Raw genomic sequence first — 16,737 nt, forward strand, 5'->3', positions numbered from 1 at the left:
CGACGTCGGTGTCGGATCCTCGGAACGTATGCGCCCTCCTCTTCGGGGGGTGGGGTTTCGAAAAACTTTGTTGCGTTCGGCAACGAACGCGACGCGGCCCCCGTCCTCGCGAGGGGACGGGGGCCGCGTGCGGTGGGTCTCGGCGGATGCCGCGGATCAGCCCTTCGGGAGCGGCGGTCGGGCCGGGAGACGGCTCGGGTCCACGATGCCCCAGTACGCCGGCATGGCCTCCTGGTTCACGCCGAACGGGAGCGGCTGGTCCCACGGCTGGTCGATCGACGGGCTGTGCAGCCAGGTCCGCGAGTTGTCCGAGCCCCAGAACGTGACCGAGTCGAGGTTCCCGGCCTCCTGCCGGATCATCGTGAACAGGTCCTTGTAGACCCAGCCCACGGCTGCGGCGGTGTCGTCCGGGTTCGAGTAGATCGGCGCCGTGTGCGAGCGATTCTGGCTGTCGCCGGTCGCGGCCGCCTGCGAGGCGCCGACGTCGAGCTCGGATACGGCCTCGATGAGGTTCGGATCGAGGGCCTTGACCGCGTGGATCGTGTTCCTCAGCTCCTCGATGTCGCTGCGGAGCCCGATGTGGCTCTGCTGCGACACGCCCTCGACCGGGATGCCGCGCTGGAGGAGGGCGGAGATCAGCCCGAGGTAGTCGGTGCGCTTGCTCGGCGAGTCGGTGTTGTACTCGTTGATGAAGAGCTTGACGCCCGGGAAGTACTTCTTCGCGAGCTGGAAGCCCTCGTCGACGAAGCCCTCGCCCAGCACCTGGAACCAGCGCGTGTCCTTCATGTGGTGCGGGTTCGCGTTGGGGCCGTCGTCGATGACCTCGTTGACGACGTCCATCGCCCAGATGGGGCTGTTCCCCTTCGGGTACCGGGACGCGATGTGGTCGGAGATCGCCTTGACGTGGGCCTCCATGCGCGTCTTGAGCAGCGCCTGGTCGGCCGGGCTGTTCGTGAGCGGACGCCCGTGGTCGAGGAAGAACCAGGCGGGGGTCTGCGGCATCCAGAAGTCGACGTGGAAGTACATCTTCATGCCGTGGGCGTCGGCGAAGTCCAGCAGACGGTCGATGCCGGTGAAGTCGAACCGGCCCTCGACGGGCTGGATGGCGTCGGCCTTGCCCTCGTTCTCCGGGGTCATGGCGTTGAAGTGGCGCGCGATGAGGTCGGCGGAGGCGCCCTGCACCTCCCCGCTGCCCATCGCCACGCCGACGTGCTCGATGCCGGCGTCGCCGAGGACGTCCTTGAGCGCGGGGACCTGCATTCCGGGGACGGGCGTGCTGGGTGCGGCGGCGGATGCGGATCCGGCGGGGACGCCGACGGCGACGGCCGTGACGAGGGCGGCGGCCGACGCGAGGGCGGCGAGGCCGCGGCGGGGACCACGGCGGGGTCGGCGGTCCGGGAGGGACGGCTCCGGGTGGACGGACGCATGGGGACGGGACGGGGTGGGGCTCACTGGTGCCTCTCGTACGTGGATGGGACACCGCGACCCTAGGCAGGGCCGGCCGCCCGGCGAGCGGGTTGTGGACAGGGTGCAACGAGATCCGCGGCGGGCTGCGGGAGCGGCCGCGCCTCCCTGTGGGCCGCCGCTGCCGCGTCGGCCGGTCGATGCAGCCGGTCAGCGCGGGCGTCGGCCGGTGACGACCCGCGTGCCGTCGTCCGCGTCGTGGTCCTCGTCGTCCTCGTCCGCGTCGGTCGGCTCGATGCGGGCCTCCAGCCCGACGGCGGCGAGCGCCTCGAGGGCGGGGTCGAGCTGCGCGTCCGCGAGCTCGAACAGGATGAGGCCACCGGGCGCGAGCCAGGGGGCGCCCTCGCGCGCGACGCGTCGGAGCACGTCGAGCCCGTCGTCGCCGCCGTCGCGGGTGGCCTCCGGCTCGTGCAGGCGGGCCTCCGGCGGCATGAGCGCGAGGCCGGCGCGCGGGACGTAGGGGACGTTCGCGACGAGGACCTGGATCCGGCCGTGCAGGTCGTCCGGGAGCGCGTCGAGCAGGTCGCCTCCGTGCACCGCGACGCCGCGGTGCAGGAGGTTCTCGGCGGCGCAGGCGACGGCGACGGGATCCAGGTCGGCGGCGTGCACGACCGCGCCGGGCACCTCGTCGGCGACGACCGCGCCGATGGCCCCGGACCCGCAGCACAGGTCCACGACGAGGGGATCCGCGACCGCCCGCGCCTCCGCGACGGCCGCGTGCGCGAGCCGCTCGGTGCGCCGCCGCGGCACGAAGACGCCCGGCCGCACGACGATCCGGCGCCCGGCGAACGCGACCCAGCCGAGCACGGTCTCGAGCGGCTCCCCCGCGACCCGTGCGGATGCCATGGTCTCGAGCTCGGCGGCACGGGCGTCGGCCACGGCCCCGGTCACCCCGGCCGCGTCGGAGGTGGGATGCCGGTCGGCCGCCTCGGCCAGGAGCAGCTCGGCCTCCTCCTCCGCGAAGACGCAGCCCGCGGCCCGCAGCCGCGCGACGAGGCCCTCGAGGCGCGGATCCACGGTCACACCCGCGCGCTCACTCGAGCTCCGTGCTGCCGAGGTGCTCGAGCAGCGCCGCGACGCGCAGCAGGTCCTCGCCGCGCACGGGCGGCTCCGCCTGCCGGGCGGCGCGCTCCAGCCACTCGGCGCGCGCGGTGCGGACGCCCGTGAGCAGCGCCCTCCCCCCGTCGGTCAGCCGCAGGTACGAGCCGACCTCGTCGTCGGACTCCATGACGAAGCCCTTCTGCAGGAGCGACGCGAGGCTCGGGACGGTCGCCGCACGGGCCGTCCGCGTGTCGAGCGCGAGCGAGGCCCTGCTCATGCGCTCGACGCCGGCGAGCCGACGGAGGATCAGGATCTGGACCCCCGTGAGCCCGTCCCAGCTTGAGTCCACCGAGACCTCGATGCGCTCCGAGACGGCGCTGAGCGCGTCCGCGAGGCGGGCGGACGGGAGGGAGGTGTCGGTCACGGTGCTCCTGACGATGGCGCGCCCCTCCGGGTCCGGGACCCGCGGTCCCGACCGAACGGGCGTCGTGGGGCTCACGCTAGCCCCCTGCGCCCGCGGGGACGAGGCTCGCTCGAGCGCGGACGCGACGACGCCCGCCGCGGCGGGTGCCGGGCGGGCGTCGGGCTGCCGGACGGACCGGCGGGTGGATCAGGACGGGAACTGCGTGAAGTCCGCCGTCGCCGGGTCGGCGCCGAGGCGCGTGCCGGTCTCCAGGGTGTCGATCTCGGCGAGCTCCTCGACCGAGAGCTCGACCTCGATGGACTGGAAGTTCTGGACGATGCGCTCCGGCGTGACCGACTTCGGGATCACGATGCGGCCCTGCGCGAGGTGCCAGGCGAGGACGATCTGGGCGGGCGTGGCGTCGTGCTCCTTCGCGAGGCGCGTGACGACGTCCGACTCCAGGTCGGCGCCCTGGCCGAGGGGGCTGTAGGCCTCGACCTCGATGCCGCGCTCGACCGAGAAGGTCGAGAGGTCGTGCTGCTGGAACGTGGGGTGCACCTCGATCTGGTTGACCGCGGGCACGACGTCGCTCTCGGCGGACAGCTTCTCCAGGTGCTCCGGGAGGAAGTTGGAGACGCCGATCGCGCGGATGAGGCCCTCGGCGTGCAGCGCCTCGAACGTCTTCCAGGTCTCGACGTACAGGCCGTGCTTCGGGTAGGGCCAGTGGATGAGGTAGAGGTCCACCGCGTCGACGCCGAGCTTGCGGCGGCTGTCCTCGAAGGCGGTGCGGGCGCTGTCCGCGCCCTGGTCGCCGTTGCGGAGCTTGGTGGTGATGAAGAGCTCCTCGCGCGGGATGCCCGTCGCCTTGATGGCGGCGCCCACGCCCTCCTCGTTGTAGTAGCCGGCCGCGGTGTCGATGTGGCGGTAGCCCGCCTCGAACGCGCGCTCCACGGCCTGCTGGGTCTCCGCGGGCGGGGTCTGGAAGACGCCGAACCCGAGCTGCGGGATGGTGAGGCCGTTGTTCAGGGTGATGAGGGGGGATGCCATGTGCTCTCGTCTTCTTCGTCTCGATGGTCACGGTGCGGGGTGCCGTCGTGCTGGCCTCCCCGCGTCCTTCCACGTTACGCCCGGCCCGCTCCCGGGCGACGGGACGGGACGCCCGCTCCGCTCCGGGCGAACACGCCGGGCCGCCGCGGGCGGGACCCCTCAGACCGAGCGCCGCCGCTCAGGATGCAGCGGTGCCCGGGGCCGCGCGTACGACGACGGGCGCCGCCCTCTCGCGAGGTGCGGCGCCCGTCGGGTGGCGCGGTGGATCCGGGTCAGCGGCCGGAGGTCTCCAGCACGTAGCCCTCCTCGCCGTGGACGATCGTGTCGATGCCCGCGATCTCGTCCTCGTTCTTCACCCGGAAGCCCATGGTCTTCTGGATGATCGTGCCGATGACGTACGAGAGCACGAACGAGTACACGAGCACGGCGCCGGCGGCGAGGGCCTGCTTGCCCAGCTGCTCGAGCGAGCCCGAGTAGATGAGGCCGACCTTCGTGGCGAACAGGCCGATGTAGAGCGTGCCGATGAGGCCGCCGATGAGGTGGATGCCCACCACGTCGAGCGAGTCGTCGAACCCGAGCTTGAACTTCAGCTCGATGGCCACGGCGCAGACGGCGCCGGCGACCAGGCCGAGCACGATGGCCCAGATCGGCGAGAGCGCGGCGCAGGCCGGCGTGATGGCGACGAGGCCCGCGACGGCGCCGGATGCGGCGCCCACCGAGGTCGGCTTGCCGTCGCGGATCTTCTCGACGACGAGCCAGCCGAGGATCGCGGCGGCCGGCGCGGCGATGGTGTTGAGGAACGCGATGGCCGCGATGCCGTCGGCCGCGAGCTCGGAGCCCGCGTTGAAGCCGAACCAGCCGAACCACAGGAGGCCGGCGCCGAGGAGGACGAACGGCGGGTTGTGCGGCACGTGCATCCCCTTGGCGAACCCGACGCGCTTGCCGAGGACGAGGGACAGCGCGAGGGCCGCGGCGCCCGCGTTGATGTGGACGGCCGTGCCGCCCGCGAAGTCGATGGCGCCGACGTTGTAGGCGATCCACCCGCCGTCGACGGTGGCCCCGTCGGCGAGCGTGAAGTTGAAGACCCAGCTGGCGACCGGGAAGTAGACGACCGTGGCCCAGACGCCCGCGAAGACCATCCAGGCGCCGAACTTCGCGCGGTCGGCGATGGCGCCGGAGATGAGCGCGACGGTGATGATGGCGAAGGTCGCCTGGAACGCCGCGAAGGCGAGCGTCGGGTAGGCGCTGGTCTGCTCGCCGAGGGCGGCGGTGTACGCATCGCCGAGGCCGAGTTGGCCGAGGTCGATGCCGAGGATGCCGTCGATGCCGACGAAGCGCGGGTTGCCCGCGGCGCCGTCGGGGCCGTTGCCGAACGCGATGGCGTAGCCGTACAGGACCCAGAGCAGCCCGATGAGGCCCATGGCCCCGAAGCTCATCATCATCATGCTGATGACGCTCTTGGCCTTGACGAGCCCGCCGTAGAAGAACGCCAGACCCGGCGTCATCAGGAGGACCAGCGCCGCGGCGATCAGGAGGAAGGCGGTGTTGCCTTGATCCATGGTGTTTCACCTCTCGTAGATCGTGCAGGGGGTCGCACCGGACGAGGGCGTGCTGCCGCCCGTGTGGTCGGGGGGTTCGGCGCGAGCCGTGTGCCGGGTACGCGTCCAGTGTCCGGCGAGGAGGTTTCGCCGGCTCGCCGGACGTGTTTCGGGCGCGTTACACGGGAGGCGCTCGTGTGAACATCGTGTTTCCCCGCGCCCCGGGGATCCTCCCGGGTGCCCTCCCGCGCTGGCGCGGCGCTCGCCGTGCGGCTAGAGGTCGCGCCCGGCCGCCGTGAGGGAGATGAGCCGCGAGATCGCCCGCAGGTACTTCTTGCGGTAGCCCCCGGCGAGCATCTCCGCGGAGAACGCCTCGTCGAACGGGGTGCCCGAGGCCAGCAGCGGGATCTGCGCGTCGTACACGCGGTCGACGAACGCGACGAAGCGCAGCGCGTCGGTCTGGCCCTGCAGCTGGGTCACGTCGCGGAGCGCGATGACGTCCACGCCGTCGATGACCTTGACGTACTTGGAGGGGTGCAGGCGCGACAGGTGCGCCACGAGCTCCGGGAACCCGTCGAGCGTGACCGAGCGTCCGGCGGCCTGGGCGGCGTCGGCGCGCGCGTCGAGGTCGGCCGCGTCGACCGTCACGGCGTGGCCCTCGAAGGCGCGGCGGCGGTAGTCGAGCCCGTCGATGCGGATGGTGTCGAACCGGTCGCTCATCGCCTGGATCTCGCGCAGGAAGTCGGCCGCCGCGAAGCGCCCCTCCCCCAGGGCGTTCGGCGGCGTGTTGCTCGTGGCCGCGATGCGGGTGCCGTCGGCGACGAGGTCGGACAGCAGGCGCGTCATCATCATCGTGTCGCCCGGGTCGTCCAGCTCGAACTCGTCGATGGCCACGAGGGTCGCGCCGCGGAGGATCCCGACGGCGCCCTGGTACCCCAGCGCCCCGACGAGCGCGGTGTACTCGATGAAGGTGCCGAAGTACTTCGGTCCCGGCATGGCGTGCCAGAGGGACGCCAGGAGGTGGGTCTTGCCGACGCCGAACCCGCCGTCGAGGTACACGCCGGGCTTCACCGCCGGCGCCTTCCGGCGGGAGAAGAGGCCGCCGCGGGATCCGGCGCGGTCGCCCGAGAAGGCCCGGAGGACCTCGACGGCCTGCGCCTGCGTGTCGTACTCGGGGTCCGGGCGGTAGGTGTCGAAGCGCGCCTCGTCGAACTGCCGCGGGGGCACGAGGTGCGCCGCGATCTCCTCGCCGCTGATGCTCGGCGAGCGCCCGACCAGCGCGCCCGGCCCCGCTCCCCGCTCGTCGTGGCTCCGCGATCCGATCTCGGCGTTGGTCACAGGTGGATCTCCGGCTGTCATGGGAAGGTCCCGCGCATCGCGAACCGTTACCGTGGATGGTGGTCGTCGCGGTGCGCAGAGCGCCCGCGGAAGACCCCCAGACTAATCCGCGTCCCACCCAGCGCGGCCCCCGAGGCCGCGAGATCAGGAGAGTCCCATGGCCGTCGAGCCGGACACCACCCCCAGGTTCGCCGAGTACGCACACCCCGAGCGGCTCGTGAGCGGCGACTGGCTCCAGGAGCGCCTCGCGGACGGCGCCCTCACGCCCGGCCTCGTGGTCGTCGAGTCCGACGAGGACGTCCTCCTCTACGAGACCGGCCACATCCCCGGGGCCGTGAAGCTCGACTGGCACACCGACCTCAACGACCCCGTCCAGCGCGACTACGTCGACGGCGAGCGGTTCGCGCAGCTCATGTCCGAGCGCGGCATCGCGCGCGACAGCACGGTCGTCATCTACGGCGACAAGAGCAACTGGTGGGCCGCGTACGCCCTCTGGGTGTTCACGCTCTTCGGCCACGAGGACGTGCGCCTGCTCGACGGCGGCCGCGACAAGTGGATCGCCGAGGGCCGCCCCACCACGACCGACCAGCCCGAGGTCACCCCCGTCGAGTACCCCGTCGTGGAGCGCCGCGACGAGGAGATCCGCGCCTTCAAGGACGACGTCCTCGCGCACCTCGGCAACCCGCTCATCGACGTCCGCAGCCCCGAGGAGTACACGGGCCAGCGCACGACCGCCCCCGCCTACCCCGAGGAGGGCTCGCTGCGCGCCGGCCACATCCCCACCTCGCGCAACGTGCCGTGGGCCAAGGCCGCCGCGGAGGACGGCTCCTTCAAGAGCCGCGCCGAGCTCGACGCGGTCTACCGCGAGGGCGCGGGCCTGGCCGACGGCGACGACGTCGTGGTCCTCTGCCGCATCGGCGAGCGCTCGAGCCACACGTGGTTCGTGCTGACCCACCTCCTCGGCTTCGAGGGCGTCCGCAACTACGACGGGTCCTGGACCGAGTGGGGCTCCGCCGTGCGCGTGCCGATCGTGCAGGGCGCCGAGCCCGGGGAGCTGCCCTCCCGATGACCGCCTCCCCCGTGCTGCCCGCGGCGCTCGCCGAGATCCGCGACGACTTCCTCGCGCTCGGGCAGCGCGACCGGCTCCTCCTCCTGCTCGACTTCAGCAACGAGCTGCCGGATCTGCCCGCGCGCTACGCCGAGCACCCCGACCTCCTCGAGCGCGTCGAGGAGTGCCAGTCGCCCGTGTTCATGTTCGTGGAGGTCGTCGACGGCGACGTGCACGTGCACGCGCAGGCTCCCGCCGAGGCGCCGACCAGCCGCGGCTTCGCGTCGATCCTCGCCCAGGGGCTCGACGGGCTCCCGGCCGACGAGGTGCTCGCGGTGCCCGACGACTACCCGTCCACCATCGGGCTCGACGCTGCCGTCTCGCCGCTGCGCATGCGCGGCATGACGGCCATGCTCGGCCGGGTGAAGCGCCAGGTGCGCGAGCGGCTCGCCGGGTGAGGATCACGCGGGTCCTCCCCGTCGCGGGCGCCGGCGAGGCCGCCGCATCGCGCGGGCTGGACGACGACGGCACGCGCGAGTGGCTCGAGGACCTCTACCGTCCGCGGTCCCCCGACCACGTGCGGCTCAACTTCGTGGCCTCCGTCGACGGCAGCGTCATCGGCGCGGACGGGTCGTCCGACAGCCTCAGCAGCGTCGCCGACCGGCGGATCCTCGGCGTCATCCGCGAGCTCGCCGACGTCGTGCTCGTGGGCGCGGGCACGGTGCGCGCCGAGAGGTACGTGCTGCCCCGTCGAACGCCCCTCGCCGTGGCGACCGCCACGGGCGACCTCGAGGGGCACCGGTTCGACGCCGACGCCGCCGAGGGCCGCCTCCTGGTGCTCTGCCCGCCCGAGGCGCGCGACCGCGCCGTGGCCACCCTCGGCGGGGCGCCCGCGGAGATCGTGTCCGTCCCGCTCGGCGCGGCCTCCGACGGGCGCGTCGGCGGCGACGACGTGCTCGACGCCCTCCGCGGCCGCGGACTCGCGAGCGTGGTGTGCGAGGGCGGGCCGGCGCTCGCCGCGTCGCTCCTCGCGGCAGGCCGGGTCGACGAGCTCTGCCTCACGACGTCGCCCGAGCTGGTGTCCCCTCTGACGCCCCTCGTGCCGGCCGGATCCGGCGTCCACGCCCCGATGCGGCTCGACCAGCTGCTCGTCGACGACGACCACCGCACCTACGCGCGCTGGGCGGTCCGGCGGGGCTGAGCGCGCCCGTCGCGGCGTGGCTCCCGGGCCCGGGAGCGGCGGACCCTAGTCTGCACACGTGGTAGAGACCCGTGACAGTCCCGAGGATCCGCCCGAGTTCCGCGCGGCGCTCGAGGCGCTGCGGCGCGCGACGACGCGGTCGGAGCTCGTGCTGACGGAGATCCCCTCGCCGTCGAGCAGCCTCGCGCCCTACGCGGTCGCCCTGGCCGCGGACGTCTCGCCGTCGGGCCACGCGTCCGACTCCGAGCTCGGCACGGGCCGCTTCATCCTCCTGCACGACCCGGAGGAGCCGGACGCCTGGGGCGGCGCCTTCCGGATCGTCTGCTTCGCGCAGGCCCCGCTCGAGACCGACATGGGCACGGATCCGTTCCTCGCCGACGTCGCCTGGTCCTGGCTCGTCGACGGCCTCGCCTCCCGCGGCGCCCGCTACTCGGCGCCCTCGGGCACGGCCACGCGCATCATCAGCACCGGCTACGGCGAGCTCGCGCGCCAGGGCAGCGGCGCGAAGATCGAGCTCCGCGCCTCGTGGACCCCGGCGGACGCCGACGTGACCGCCCATGTGGAAGGCTGGGGGGAACTACTGTGCATGCTCGCCGGGCTGCCTCCCGCGGGCGAAGGAGTGACACTGCTATCAGCGCGACGCACCCGGACGTGAACGCCCCGTCCGACATCCCCGACCCCGAGTCCCCGGCTCCCGTCGCTGACGCCTCCCCGGGGACGCCGTCCGACGCCGCGCTGAGCCGTCCTGCCATGGGCGCCTCGCTCTTCTCGGACGTCCCCGGATCCACCGCCACGGACGCCGTGGTCGCGCGGAACCGGACGCGCACCCGCCGAGCGGCGCCCGCGACGGCCCCCGCCCCGGACGCCGTGGACGCGGATGCGGCCGTCGCGCCCGCCGCGGACGCGTCCGACGTCCCCCGGCGCGCGGGCCGAGGCCGACGTGTCACCGCGCCCGCCGACACGGCACCGGCACCGGCACCGGACGCGGCACTCGACGCCCCCGCGCGCCCCGCCCTCCGCGAGGCCGCGGCCACCGGCGACCTCACGGTCATCGACACGCGCGAGGACTACCTCCGCGCGGTCGACGCGATCGCGGCCGGCACCGGCCCCATCGCCGTGGACGCCGAGCGCGCCTCCGGCTTCCGCTACAGCCAGCGCGCCTACCTCATCCAGGTCTTCCGCCGCGGCGCCGGCACGTTCCTCTTCGACCCGCCCGCCGTCGGCGACTTCTCCGAGCTCGACGCGGTGATACGCGACGTCGAGTGGGTGCTGCACGCCGCCAGCCAGGACCTCGCGTGCCTGCGCGAGGTCGGCCTCGACCCGCAGCGCATCTTCGACACCGAGCTCGCCTCGCGCCTCCTCGGCCTCCCCCGCGTCGGCCTCGGCACCGTGGTGGAGGAGCTGCTCGGGATCCACCTGGCCAAGGAGCACTCCGCCGCCGACTGGTCGACCCGCCCGCTCCCCCGCGCCTGGCTCGTCTACGCCGCCCTCGACGTGGAGCTCCTCGTCGACGTGCGCGACGAGATCGCCCGCCGCCTCGAGCAGCAGGGCAAGACCGCCATCGCCGAGCAGGAGTTCCAGGCGACGATCGCCAAGGAGGCGAAGCCCGCGCGCGTCGAGCCGTGGCGTCGCCTGAGCGGGCTGCACGGCGTCCGCGGGGGCCGGAACCTCGCGGTCGCCAAGGAGCTGTGGGAGGCCCGCGACGCGTACGCGCGCGAGGTCGACACGAGCCCCGGCCGCCTCGTGCCCGACGGGTCGCTCGTCGCGGTCGCCCGCGTGCTGCCGCAGACCAAGCGCGACCTCGCCGCGGTGCGGGAGTTCTCCGGACGCGCGAGCCGCAGCGAGATCGACCGCTGGTGGGCCGCCGTCGAGCGCGGCCTCGCCGCCACCGAGTTCCCGCAGCTGCGCGGCACGGGCGAGACGATGCCGCCGCCCAAGGCGTGGGCCGACAAGGACCCCGCGGCCGACCGGCGCCTCAAGCGCGCCCGCGTGGCCGTCCAGGAGGTCGCGACCTCCATGGGCGTCCCGCAGGAGAACCTGCTCACCCCCGAGGTGCTGCGTCGCGTCGCCTGGACGCCGCCCGCCGATCTCGCGCCCGAGGCCGTCGCGGCAGCCCTCGCGTCGTGGGGCGCGCGGCCTTGGCAGATCGAGGCGACGGCCGCTCCGGTGGCCGCGGCCTTTGTGGATGCGGACCAAGCCGACGACGCGACCGACGACGGCGCCTCGTAGGAACAGTCAACGGATTCGGCCCCCGTCCGGCTTCTTCCTAGGGTGGGGGAAATCGATGCGAGGAGGCGTCAGTGGTCGAGAGAGCCGAAGTCCATTTCGTGGACGGGGTCCGCACCCCGTTCGGACGAGCGGGTGAGAAGGGCATGTACTGGCGGACCCGCGCCGACGACCTGGTGGTCAAGGCCATGATCGGGTTGCTCGAGCGGAACCCGCAGGTGCCGAAGGACCGGATCGACGAGGTCGCCATCGCGGCCACCACGCAGACGGGCGACCAGGGCCTCACGCTCGGACGCACGGCCGCGCTCCTCGCCGGGCTCCCCCGTTCGGTGCCCGGCTTCGCCATCGACCGGATGTGCGCGGGCGCCATGACGAGCGTCACCGCCACGGCCGGCGGCATCGCGTTCGGCGCCTACGACCTCGCCATCGCGGGCGGCGTCGAGCACATGGGCCGCCACCCGATGGGCTTCGACGCGGACCCGAACCCGCGCTTCCTCGCCGAGCGCCTCGTGAGCCAGGACGCCCTCAACATGGGCAACACGGCGGAGCGGATCCACGACCGCTTCCCCGCGCTCACCCGCGAGCGGGCCGACCGCTACGCGCTGGCCAGCCAGCAGAAGACGGCGATCGCCTACGCGAACGGCGACATCCAGCCGGACCTCGTGCCCGTCGCGACCCGGTCCGAGGAAGGCTGGGGTCTCGCCACGCGCGACGAGGCGATGCGTCCTGAGACGACGCTCGAGGGCCTCGCCGGCCTCCGCACGCCGTTCCGGCCGCACGGCCGCGTCACGGCCGGCAACTCGTCGGGTCTCAACGACGGCGCCACGGCCGCGCTGCTCGCGAGCGGCGACGCCGTGAAGGAGCTCGGCCTCGCCCCGAAGATGACCCTGGTGTCCTTCGCGTTCGCGGGCGTCGAGCCCGAGATCATGGGCATCGGACCCGTGCCGAGCACCGAGAAGGCGCTCCGCAAGGCCGGCCTCACGATCGACGACATCGGGCTCTTCGAGCTCAACGAGGCGTTCGCCATCCAGGTGCTCAGCCTCCTCGACCACTTCGGCATCGACGACGCCGACCCGCGCGTCAACGAGTACGGCGGTGCCATCGCCGTCGGCCACCCGCTGGCGTCCAGCGGCGTCCGGCTCATGAACCAGCTCGCGCGCCAGTTCGAGCAGCACCCCGAGGTCCGCTACGGCCTCACGGCGATGTGCGTCGGCCTCGGCCAGGGCGGCAGCGTCATCTGGGAGAACCCGCACTTCACCGGCAAGAGGAAGAAGAGGAACAAGTGACCGACACCAGCCGATTCCGGGAGCTCGTTGCGCTCGATCCCGACGAGGTCGTCACCCACTCGTTCGTCCGCGACGTGCCGCTGCCCTCGGGCGGCGTCCTCGCGCTCGTCACCCTCGACAACGGGCGCGACCACACGCGGCCGTCCACGCTCGGTCCGGCCACGCTGCTCGAGCTCGCGGACGTGCTCGACCGCCTCACGGCACGCGCGGCCGCCGGGGAGATCCTCGGCGTCGCGATCACCGGCAAGCCGTTCATCCTCGCCGCCGGCGCCGACCTCAGCAAGGTCGGCGAGATCCCCAGCCGCGAGGTCGGGCGCCAGATGGCGCAGCTCGGCCACGACACGCTCGGCCGCCTGCACCGGCTCGGCGTGCCCTCGTTCACGTTCGTCAACGGGCTCGCTCTCGGCGGCGGCCTCGAGATCGGCCTGAACTCCGACTACCGCACGGTCGACGAGTCCGTGCCGGCCGTCGCGCTGCCCGAGGTGTTCCTCGGCATCATCCCCGGCTGGGGCGGTGCGTGGCTGCTGCCGAACCTCATCGGCATCGAGAACGCCCTCAAGGTGATCATCGAGAACCCGCTCAAGAACAACCGCACGCTGAAGGCCGCGGACGTCATGGAGCTCGGCATCGCCGACGCGTCCTTCCCGTCCGCGTCGTTCCTCGAGCAGTCGATCCGCTGGGCCGACGGCGTCATCTCCGGATCCATCGAGGTGAAGCGCCCGAACGCGCCCGGCCGCCTCGAGCGCCTCGCGAAGTGGGACCTGGCCATCGGCATCGCCCGCAGGTCGCTCGAGCAGCGCATCGGCACCGTCGCCCTCTCGCCGTACCGCGCCCTCGACCTCCTGCAGGCCGCGAAGCGGAGCACGCGCGAGGAGGGCTTCGCCGCCGAGGACGAGGCCCTCGCCGACCTGATCTCCGGCGACCAGTTCCGCGCGAGCATCTACGCGTTCGACCTCGTGCAGAAGCGCGCCAAGCGCCCCGCCGGCGCGCCGGACAAGGACCTGGCGCGGCCCGTCACCAAGGTGGGCGTCGTCGGGGCCGGCCTCATGGCCTCGCAGTTCGCGCTGCTGTTCGTCCGGCGCCTCCAGGTGCCGGTCGTCATCACGGACCTCGACCAGGCGCGCGTCGACGCGGGCGTGGCGGGGATCCACGGGGAGATCCGGAAGCTCGCCGAGAAGGGGCGCATCTCCCCCGACGAGGCCAACCGGCTCACCGCGCTCATCACGGGCACGACCGGCAAGGCCGACTTCGCGGACGCGGACTGGGTCATCGAGGCCGTGTTCGAGGAGCTGGGCGTCAAGCAGGAGGTGTTCGCGGAGATCGAGCAGCACGTCTCCGAGACGGCGATCCTCGCCACGAACACGTCGAGCCTCTCCGTCGAGCGCATCGCGGAGCGCCTCGCGCACCCCGAGCGGGTAGTCGGCTTCCACTTCTTCAACCCCGTCGCGGTCATGCCGCTCATCGAGGTCGTGCGCACGCCGCAGACCACCGACGAGACGCTCTCGACCGCCATGCAGGTCGCGCGGAAGCTCAAGAAGAACGCCGTCATCACGCGCGACACCCCCGGCTTCGTCGTGAACCGGATCCTCGCGAAGGTGCTCGGCGAGGCCATGCACGCGGTCGACACCGGCACGCCGTTCGAGGTCGTCGACCGGTCGCTCGCGCCGTTCGGCCTGCCGATGACGCCGTTCGAGCTGCTCGAGCTCGTCGGCCTCAAGGTCGGCGCGCATGTTCTCGACACGCATCACGCGGCCTTCCCCGACCGCTTCTTCGAGAGCCCCAACCTGCACCGGCTGGCGGACCTCGGGCGGATCTACGCGCGCGACGCGAAGGGCCGCCCGACGGGCTTCGACAAGGAGGCCGTGCGCATCGTCAGGGGCGGGAAGTCGCCCATGACGGCCGAGGAGATCCGCGAGCGCGTGGAGACGGGCCTCGCCGACGAGGTGCACCGCATGCTCGAGGACGACGTCGTGCACGCGGCCGAGGACATCGACCTGTGCCTCATCCTGGGCGCGGGCTACCCGTTCCAGATGGGCGGCCTCACGCCCTACCTCGACCGCGTCGGGGCGAGCGAGCGGGCGTTCGGCGACACGTTCCACCACCCGGTGATCCGCGGCGTCGAGTAGCGCGCCGTCGCACGACGAAGGGCCCGGCCGTGACGGCCGGGCCCTTCGTCGTCGTGCGGGCTACGCCTGCTCGTCGTCCTCGTGCGCGATGGAGACGCGGTCGGCCTCCTCCGGCAGCGGCCGCGCGGACGGCACGCGGCTGCCGAGCACCTGGGCCACGACGTCCCGCGCGATGTGCTGCGGCGTCAGGCCGACGCGCTCCAGGATCTCGGAGCGCGAGCCGTGGTCGAGGAACTCGTCGGGCAGGCCCAGCTCGGTGACGCCCGTGTCGATGCCGGCCTCGCGCAGGTCCTGGCGGATCCGCGTGCCGATGCCGCCGACGACCACGCCGTCCTCGATCGTGACGACGAGGCGATGCGTGCCGCCGAGCTCGACGACGCTGCGCGGCACGGGGACCACCCAGCGCGGATCCACCACGGTGGCGCCGATGCCCTGCGCGGCGAGGCGCTCCGCGACCTGGATGCCCATGGCGGCCATGGGTCCCACGGTGACGATGAGCACGTCCTGCGAATCGGACTCGAGCAGCACGTCGACGCCGTCGTCGAGCCGGCGGACCGCCTCGATCTCGTCGCCCACGTTCCCCTTGGAGAAGCGGACCACGGTGGGCGCGTCGTCGACCTTGACGGCCTCCCCCAGCTCCTCGCGGAGGCGGGTCGCGTCGCGGGGCGCGCTCAGGCGGATGTGCGGCACGATCTGGAGCAGCGCGAGGTCCCACATGCCGTGGTGGCTGGGGCCGTCGGGGCCGGTGACGCCCGCGCGGTCGAGCACGAAGGTCACGCCGGCGCGGTGCAGGGCGACGTCCATGAGCACCTGGTCGAAGGCCCGGTTGACGAAGGTGGCGTAGAGCGCCACGACCGGGTGCAGGCCGCCGTAGGCCAGACCGGCCGCGCTCGTCACGGCGTGCTGCTCCGCGATGCCGACGTCGTGCACCCGGTCGGGGTGCTTCTCCGCGAAGCGGTGCAGGCCGACCGGGCGGAGCATGGCGGCCGTGATGCCCACGATGCGGGGATCCTCGTCGGCGAGGGCGAGGATCTCGTCCGCGAACACGCTCGTCCAGCTGACCGCCTGCGACGGGTCGATGGGCTCGCCGGTCTCGGGGTCGATCTGCCCGACGGCGTGGAACTGGTCGGCCACGTCCCGGCGGGCGGGCTCGTAGCCGCGGCCCTTCTCGGTGATGGCGTGCACGATGACGGGCGCGCCGTAGTCGCGCGCCTGCTGGAGGGCCTCCTCCATCGCCTGCTGGTCGTGCCCGTCGATGGGCCCCAGGTACTTGATGTCGAGGTTCGAGTACAGGGCCTCGTTGTCCGTGACGCGCGTGAGGAAGCCGTGCAGGCCGCCGCGGAGGCCGCGGTACAGGCTGTCGCCGGGCGCCCCGAAGACGCCGAACACGCGCTGGCTCGTCTCGTACAGGCCGCGGTAGCTGCGACGCGTGCGCACGGTGTTGAGGAAGCGCGCCATGCCGCCGATCGTCGGCGCGTAGGAGCGGCCGTTGTCGTTCACGACGATGATGAGCTTCCGCGTGTTGTCGTCGGAGATGTTGTTGAGCGCCTCCCACGTCATGCCGCCCGTGAGCGCCCCGTCGCCGACGACCGCGACGACGTGGCGGTCCGTCTGGCCGGTGATCTCGAACGCGCGCGAGATGCCGTCGGCCCAGCTCAGCGAGCTCGACGCGTGCGAGCTCTCGACGATGTCGTGCTCGGACTCGGAGCGCTGCGGGTAGCCCGCCAGACCGCCCGACTCCCGCAGACGGGAGAAGTCCTGCCGACCCGTGAGGAGCTTGTGCACGTACGACTGGTGGCCGGTGTCGAAGACGATGGGGTCCTTCGGCGAGTCGAAGACCCGGTGGATCGCGAGCGTCGTCTCGACGACGCCGAGGTTCGGCCCGAGATGACCGCCCGTCTTGGAGACCTCCGCGACGAGGAACTGCCGGATCTCCGCGGCGAGCTCGAGCATCTGCTCGGCGCTCAGCCGATCGAGGTCCCGGGGTCCCGTGATCGTCTCGAGGATTCCCATGCTGAC

The 16,737-nt window shown here is 73.0% G+C and carries 14 protein-coding genes; 7 read left to right on the forward strand and 7 right to left on the reverse strand.

The genetic code is table 11. From position 1 onward, the window contains the following. Positions 1-156: 156 nt before the first annotated feature. From ACMT9T_RS01615 to zapE, 6 genes are all read right to left on the reverse strand, one after another. A complete protein-coding gene (locus ACMT9T_RS01615; RefSeq protein WP_414743945.1) occupies positions 157-1,452 on the reverse strand; it encodes an endo-1,4-beta-xylanase in 1,296 nt (431 codons plus the stop codon). Between the two features lie 162 nt (positions 1,453-1,614). Then, positions 1,615-2,481 carry a putative protein N(5)-glutamine methyltransferase gene (locus tag ACMT9T_RS01620; RefSeq protein WP_414743946.1) on the reverse strand — a complete coding sequence of 289 codons (867 nt, stop codon included), beginning with the start codon at positions 2,479-2,481 and terminating at the stop codon, positions 1,615-1,617. Positions 2,482-2,497: 16 nt separating this feature from the next. Beyond that, entirely contained in the window at positions 2,498-2,929 is a 432-nt protein-coding gene (locus ACMT9T_RS01625; RefSeq protein ID WP_414743947.1) for a MarR family transcriptional regulator, read from the reverse strand. A 186-nt stretch (positions 2,930-3,115) separates the two neighbouring features. Beyond that, positions 3,116-3,955 carry an aldo/keto reductase gene (locus ACMT9T_RS01630; RefSeq protein ID WP_414743948.1) on the reverse strand — a complete coding sequence of 280 codons (840 nt, stop codon included), beginning with the start codon at positions 3,953-3,955 and terminating at the stop codon, positions 3,116-3,118. A gap of 272 nt (positions 3,956-4,227) precedes the next feature. Further along, positions 4,228-5,514: an ammonium transporter gene (locus tag ACMT9T_RS01635; protein ID WP_414743949.1), complete on the reverse strand. Its 1,287-nt coding sequence runs from the start codon at positions 5,512-5,514 to the stop codon at positions 4,228-4,230. A 252-nt stretch (positions 5,515-5,766) separates the two neighbouring features. Then, positions 5,767-6,831, reverse strand: coding sequence for a cell division protein ZapE (gene zapE / locus ACMT9T_RS01640; RefSeq protein ID WP_414743950.1), 1,065 nt, complete (start codon positions 6,829-6,831; stop codon positions 5,767-5,769). Between the two features lie 157 nt (positions 6,832-6,988). Here zapE and ACMT9T_RS01645 point away from each other — a divergent pair, with 157 nt between their 5' ends. The 7 genes from ACMT9T_RS01645 to ACMT9T_RS01675 all read left to right on the forward strand — a co-directional run bounded on the left by ACMT9T_RS01645 (position 6,989) and on the right by ACMT9T_RS01675 (position 14,718). Continuing rightward, complete coding sequence (locus tag ACMT9T_RS01645; protein ID WP_414743951.1) at positions 6,989-7,900, forward strand: sulfurtransferase; 912 nt, start codon at positions 6,989-6,991, stop codon at positions 7,898-7,900. After that, positions 7,897-8,337 (forward strand): SufE family protein, encoded by a 441-nt coding sequence (locus ACMT9T_RS01650; protein ID WP_414743952.1) that lies wholly within the window; start codon positions 7,897-7,899, stop codon positions 8,335-8,337. Before ACMT9T_RS01645 ends, ACMT9T_RS01650 begins: the two co-directional genes overlap by 4 nt. Beyond that, entirely contained in the window at positions 8,334-9,080 is a 747-nt protein-coding gene (locus ACMT9T_RS01655; protein WP_414743953.1) for a dihydrofolate reductase family protein, read from the forward strand. Before ACMT9T_RS01650 ends, ACMT9T_RS01655 begins: the two co-directional genes overlap by 4 nt. Before the next feature lie 58 nt (positions 9,081-9,138). Then, positions 9,139-9,735, forward strand: coding sequence for a DUF3000 domain-containing protein (locus ACMT9T_RS01660; protein ID WP_116055480.1), 597 nt, complete (start codon positions 9,139-9,141; stop codon positions 9,733-9,735). 395 nt (positions 9,736-10,130) lie between these two features. After that, a complete protein-coding gene (locus ACMT9T_RS01665) occupies positions 10,131-11,309 on the forward strand; it encodes a ribonuclease D (RefSeq protein ID WP_414745846.1) in 1,179 nt (392 codons plus the stop codon). Between the two features lie 71 nt (positions 11,310-11,380). Continuing rightward, positions 11,381-12,592: a thiolase family protein gene (locus ACMT9T_RS01670; RefSeq protein WP_414743954.1), complete on the forward strand. Its 1,212-nt coding sequence runs from the start codon at positions 11,381-11,383 to the stop codon at positions 12,590-12,592. After that, the gene (locus tag ACMT9T_RS01675) at positions 12,589-14,718 is read left to right on the forward strand and encodes a 3-hydroxyacyl-CoA dehydrogenase NAD-binding domain-containing protein (protein ID WP_414743955.1); all 2,130 of its coding nucleotides are present in this window, start codon (positions 12,589-12,591) and stop codon (positions 14,716-14,718) included. Before ACMT9T_RS01670 ends, ACMT9T_RS01675 begins: the two co-directional genes overlap by 4 nt. A 60-nt stretch (positions 14,719-14,778) precedes the next feature. Here the strand turns inward: ACMT9T_RS01675 and dxs are convergent, their stop codons facing one another. Beyond that, on the reverse strand, positions 14,779-16,731 hold the full coding sequence (gene dxs, locus ACMT9T_RS01680; RefSeq protein WP_414743956.1) for a 1-deoxy-D-xylulose-5-phosphate synthase: 1,953 nt from the start codon (positions 16,729-16,731) through the stop codon (positions 14,779-14,781). Between the last annotated feature and the right edge of the window lie 6 nt (positions 16,732-16,737).

It is taken from the genome of Clavibacter vidaverae, from assembly GCF_047529985.1.
Lineage (GTDB): Bacteria > Actinomycetota > Actinomycetes > Actinomycetales > Microbacteriaceae > Clavibacter > Clavibacter nebraskensis_A.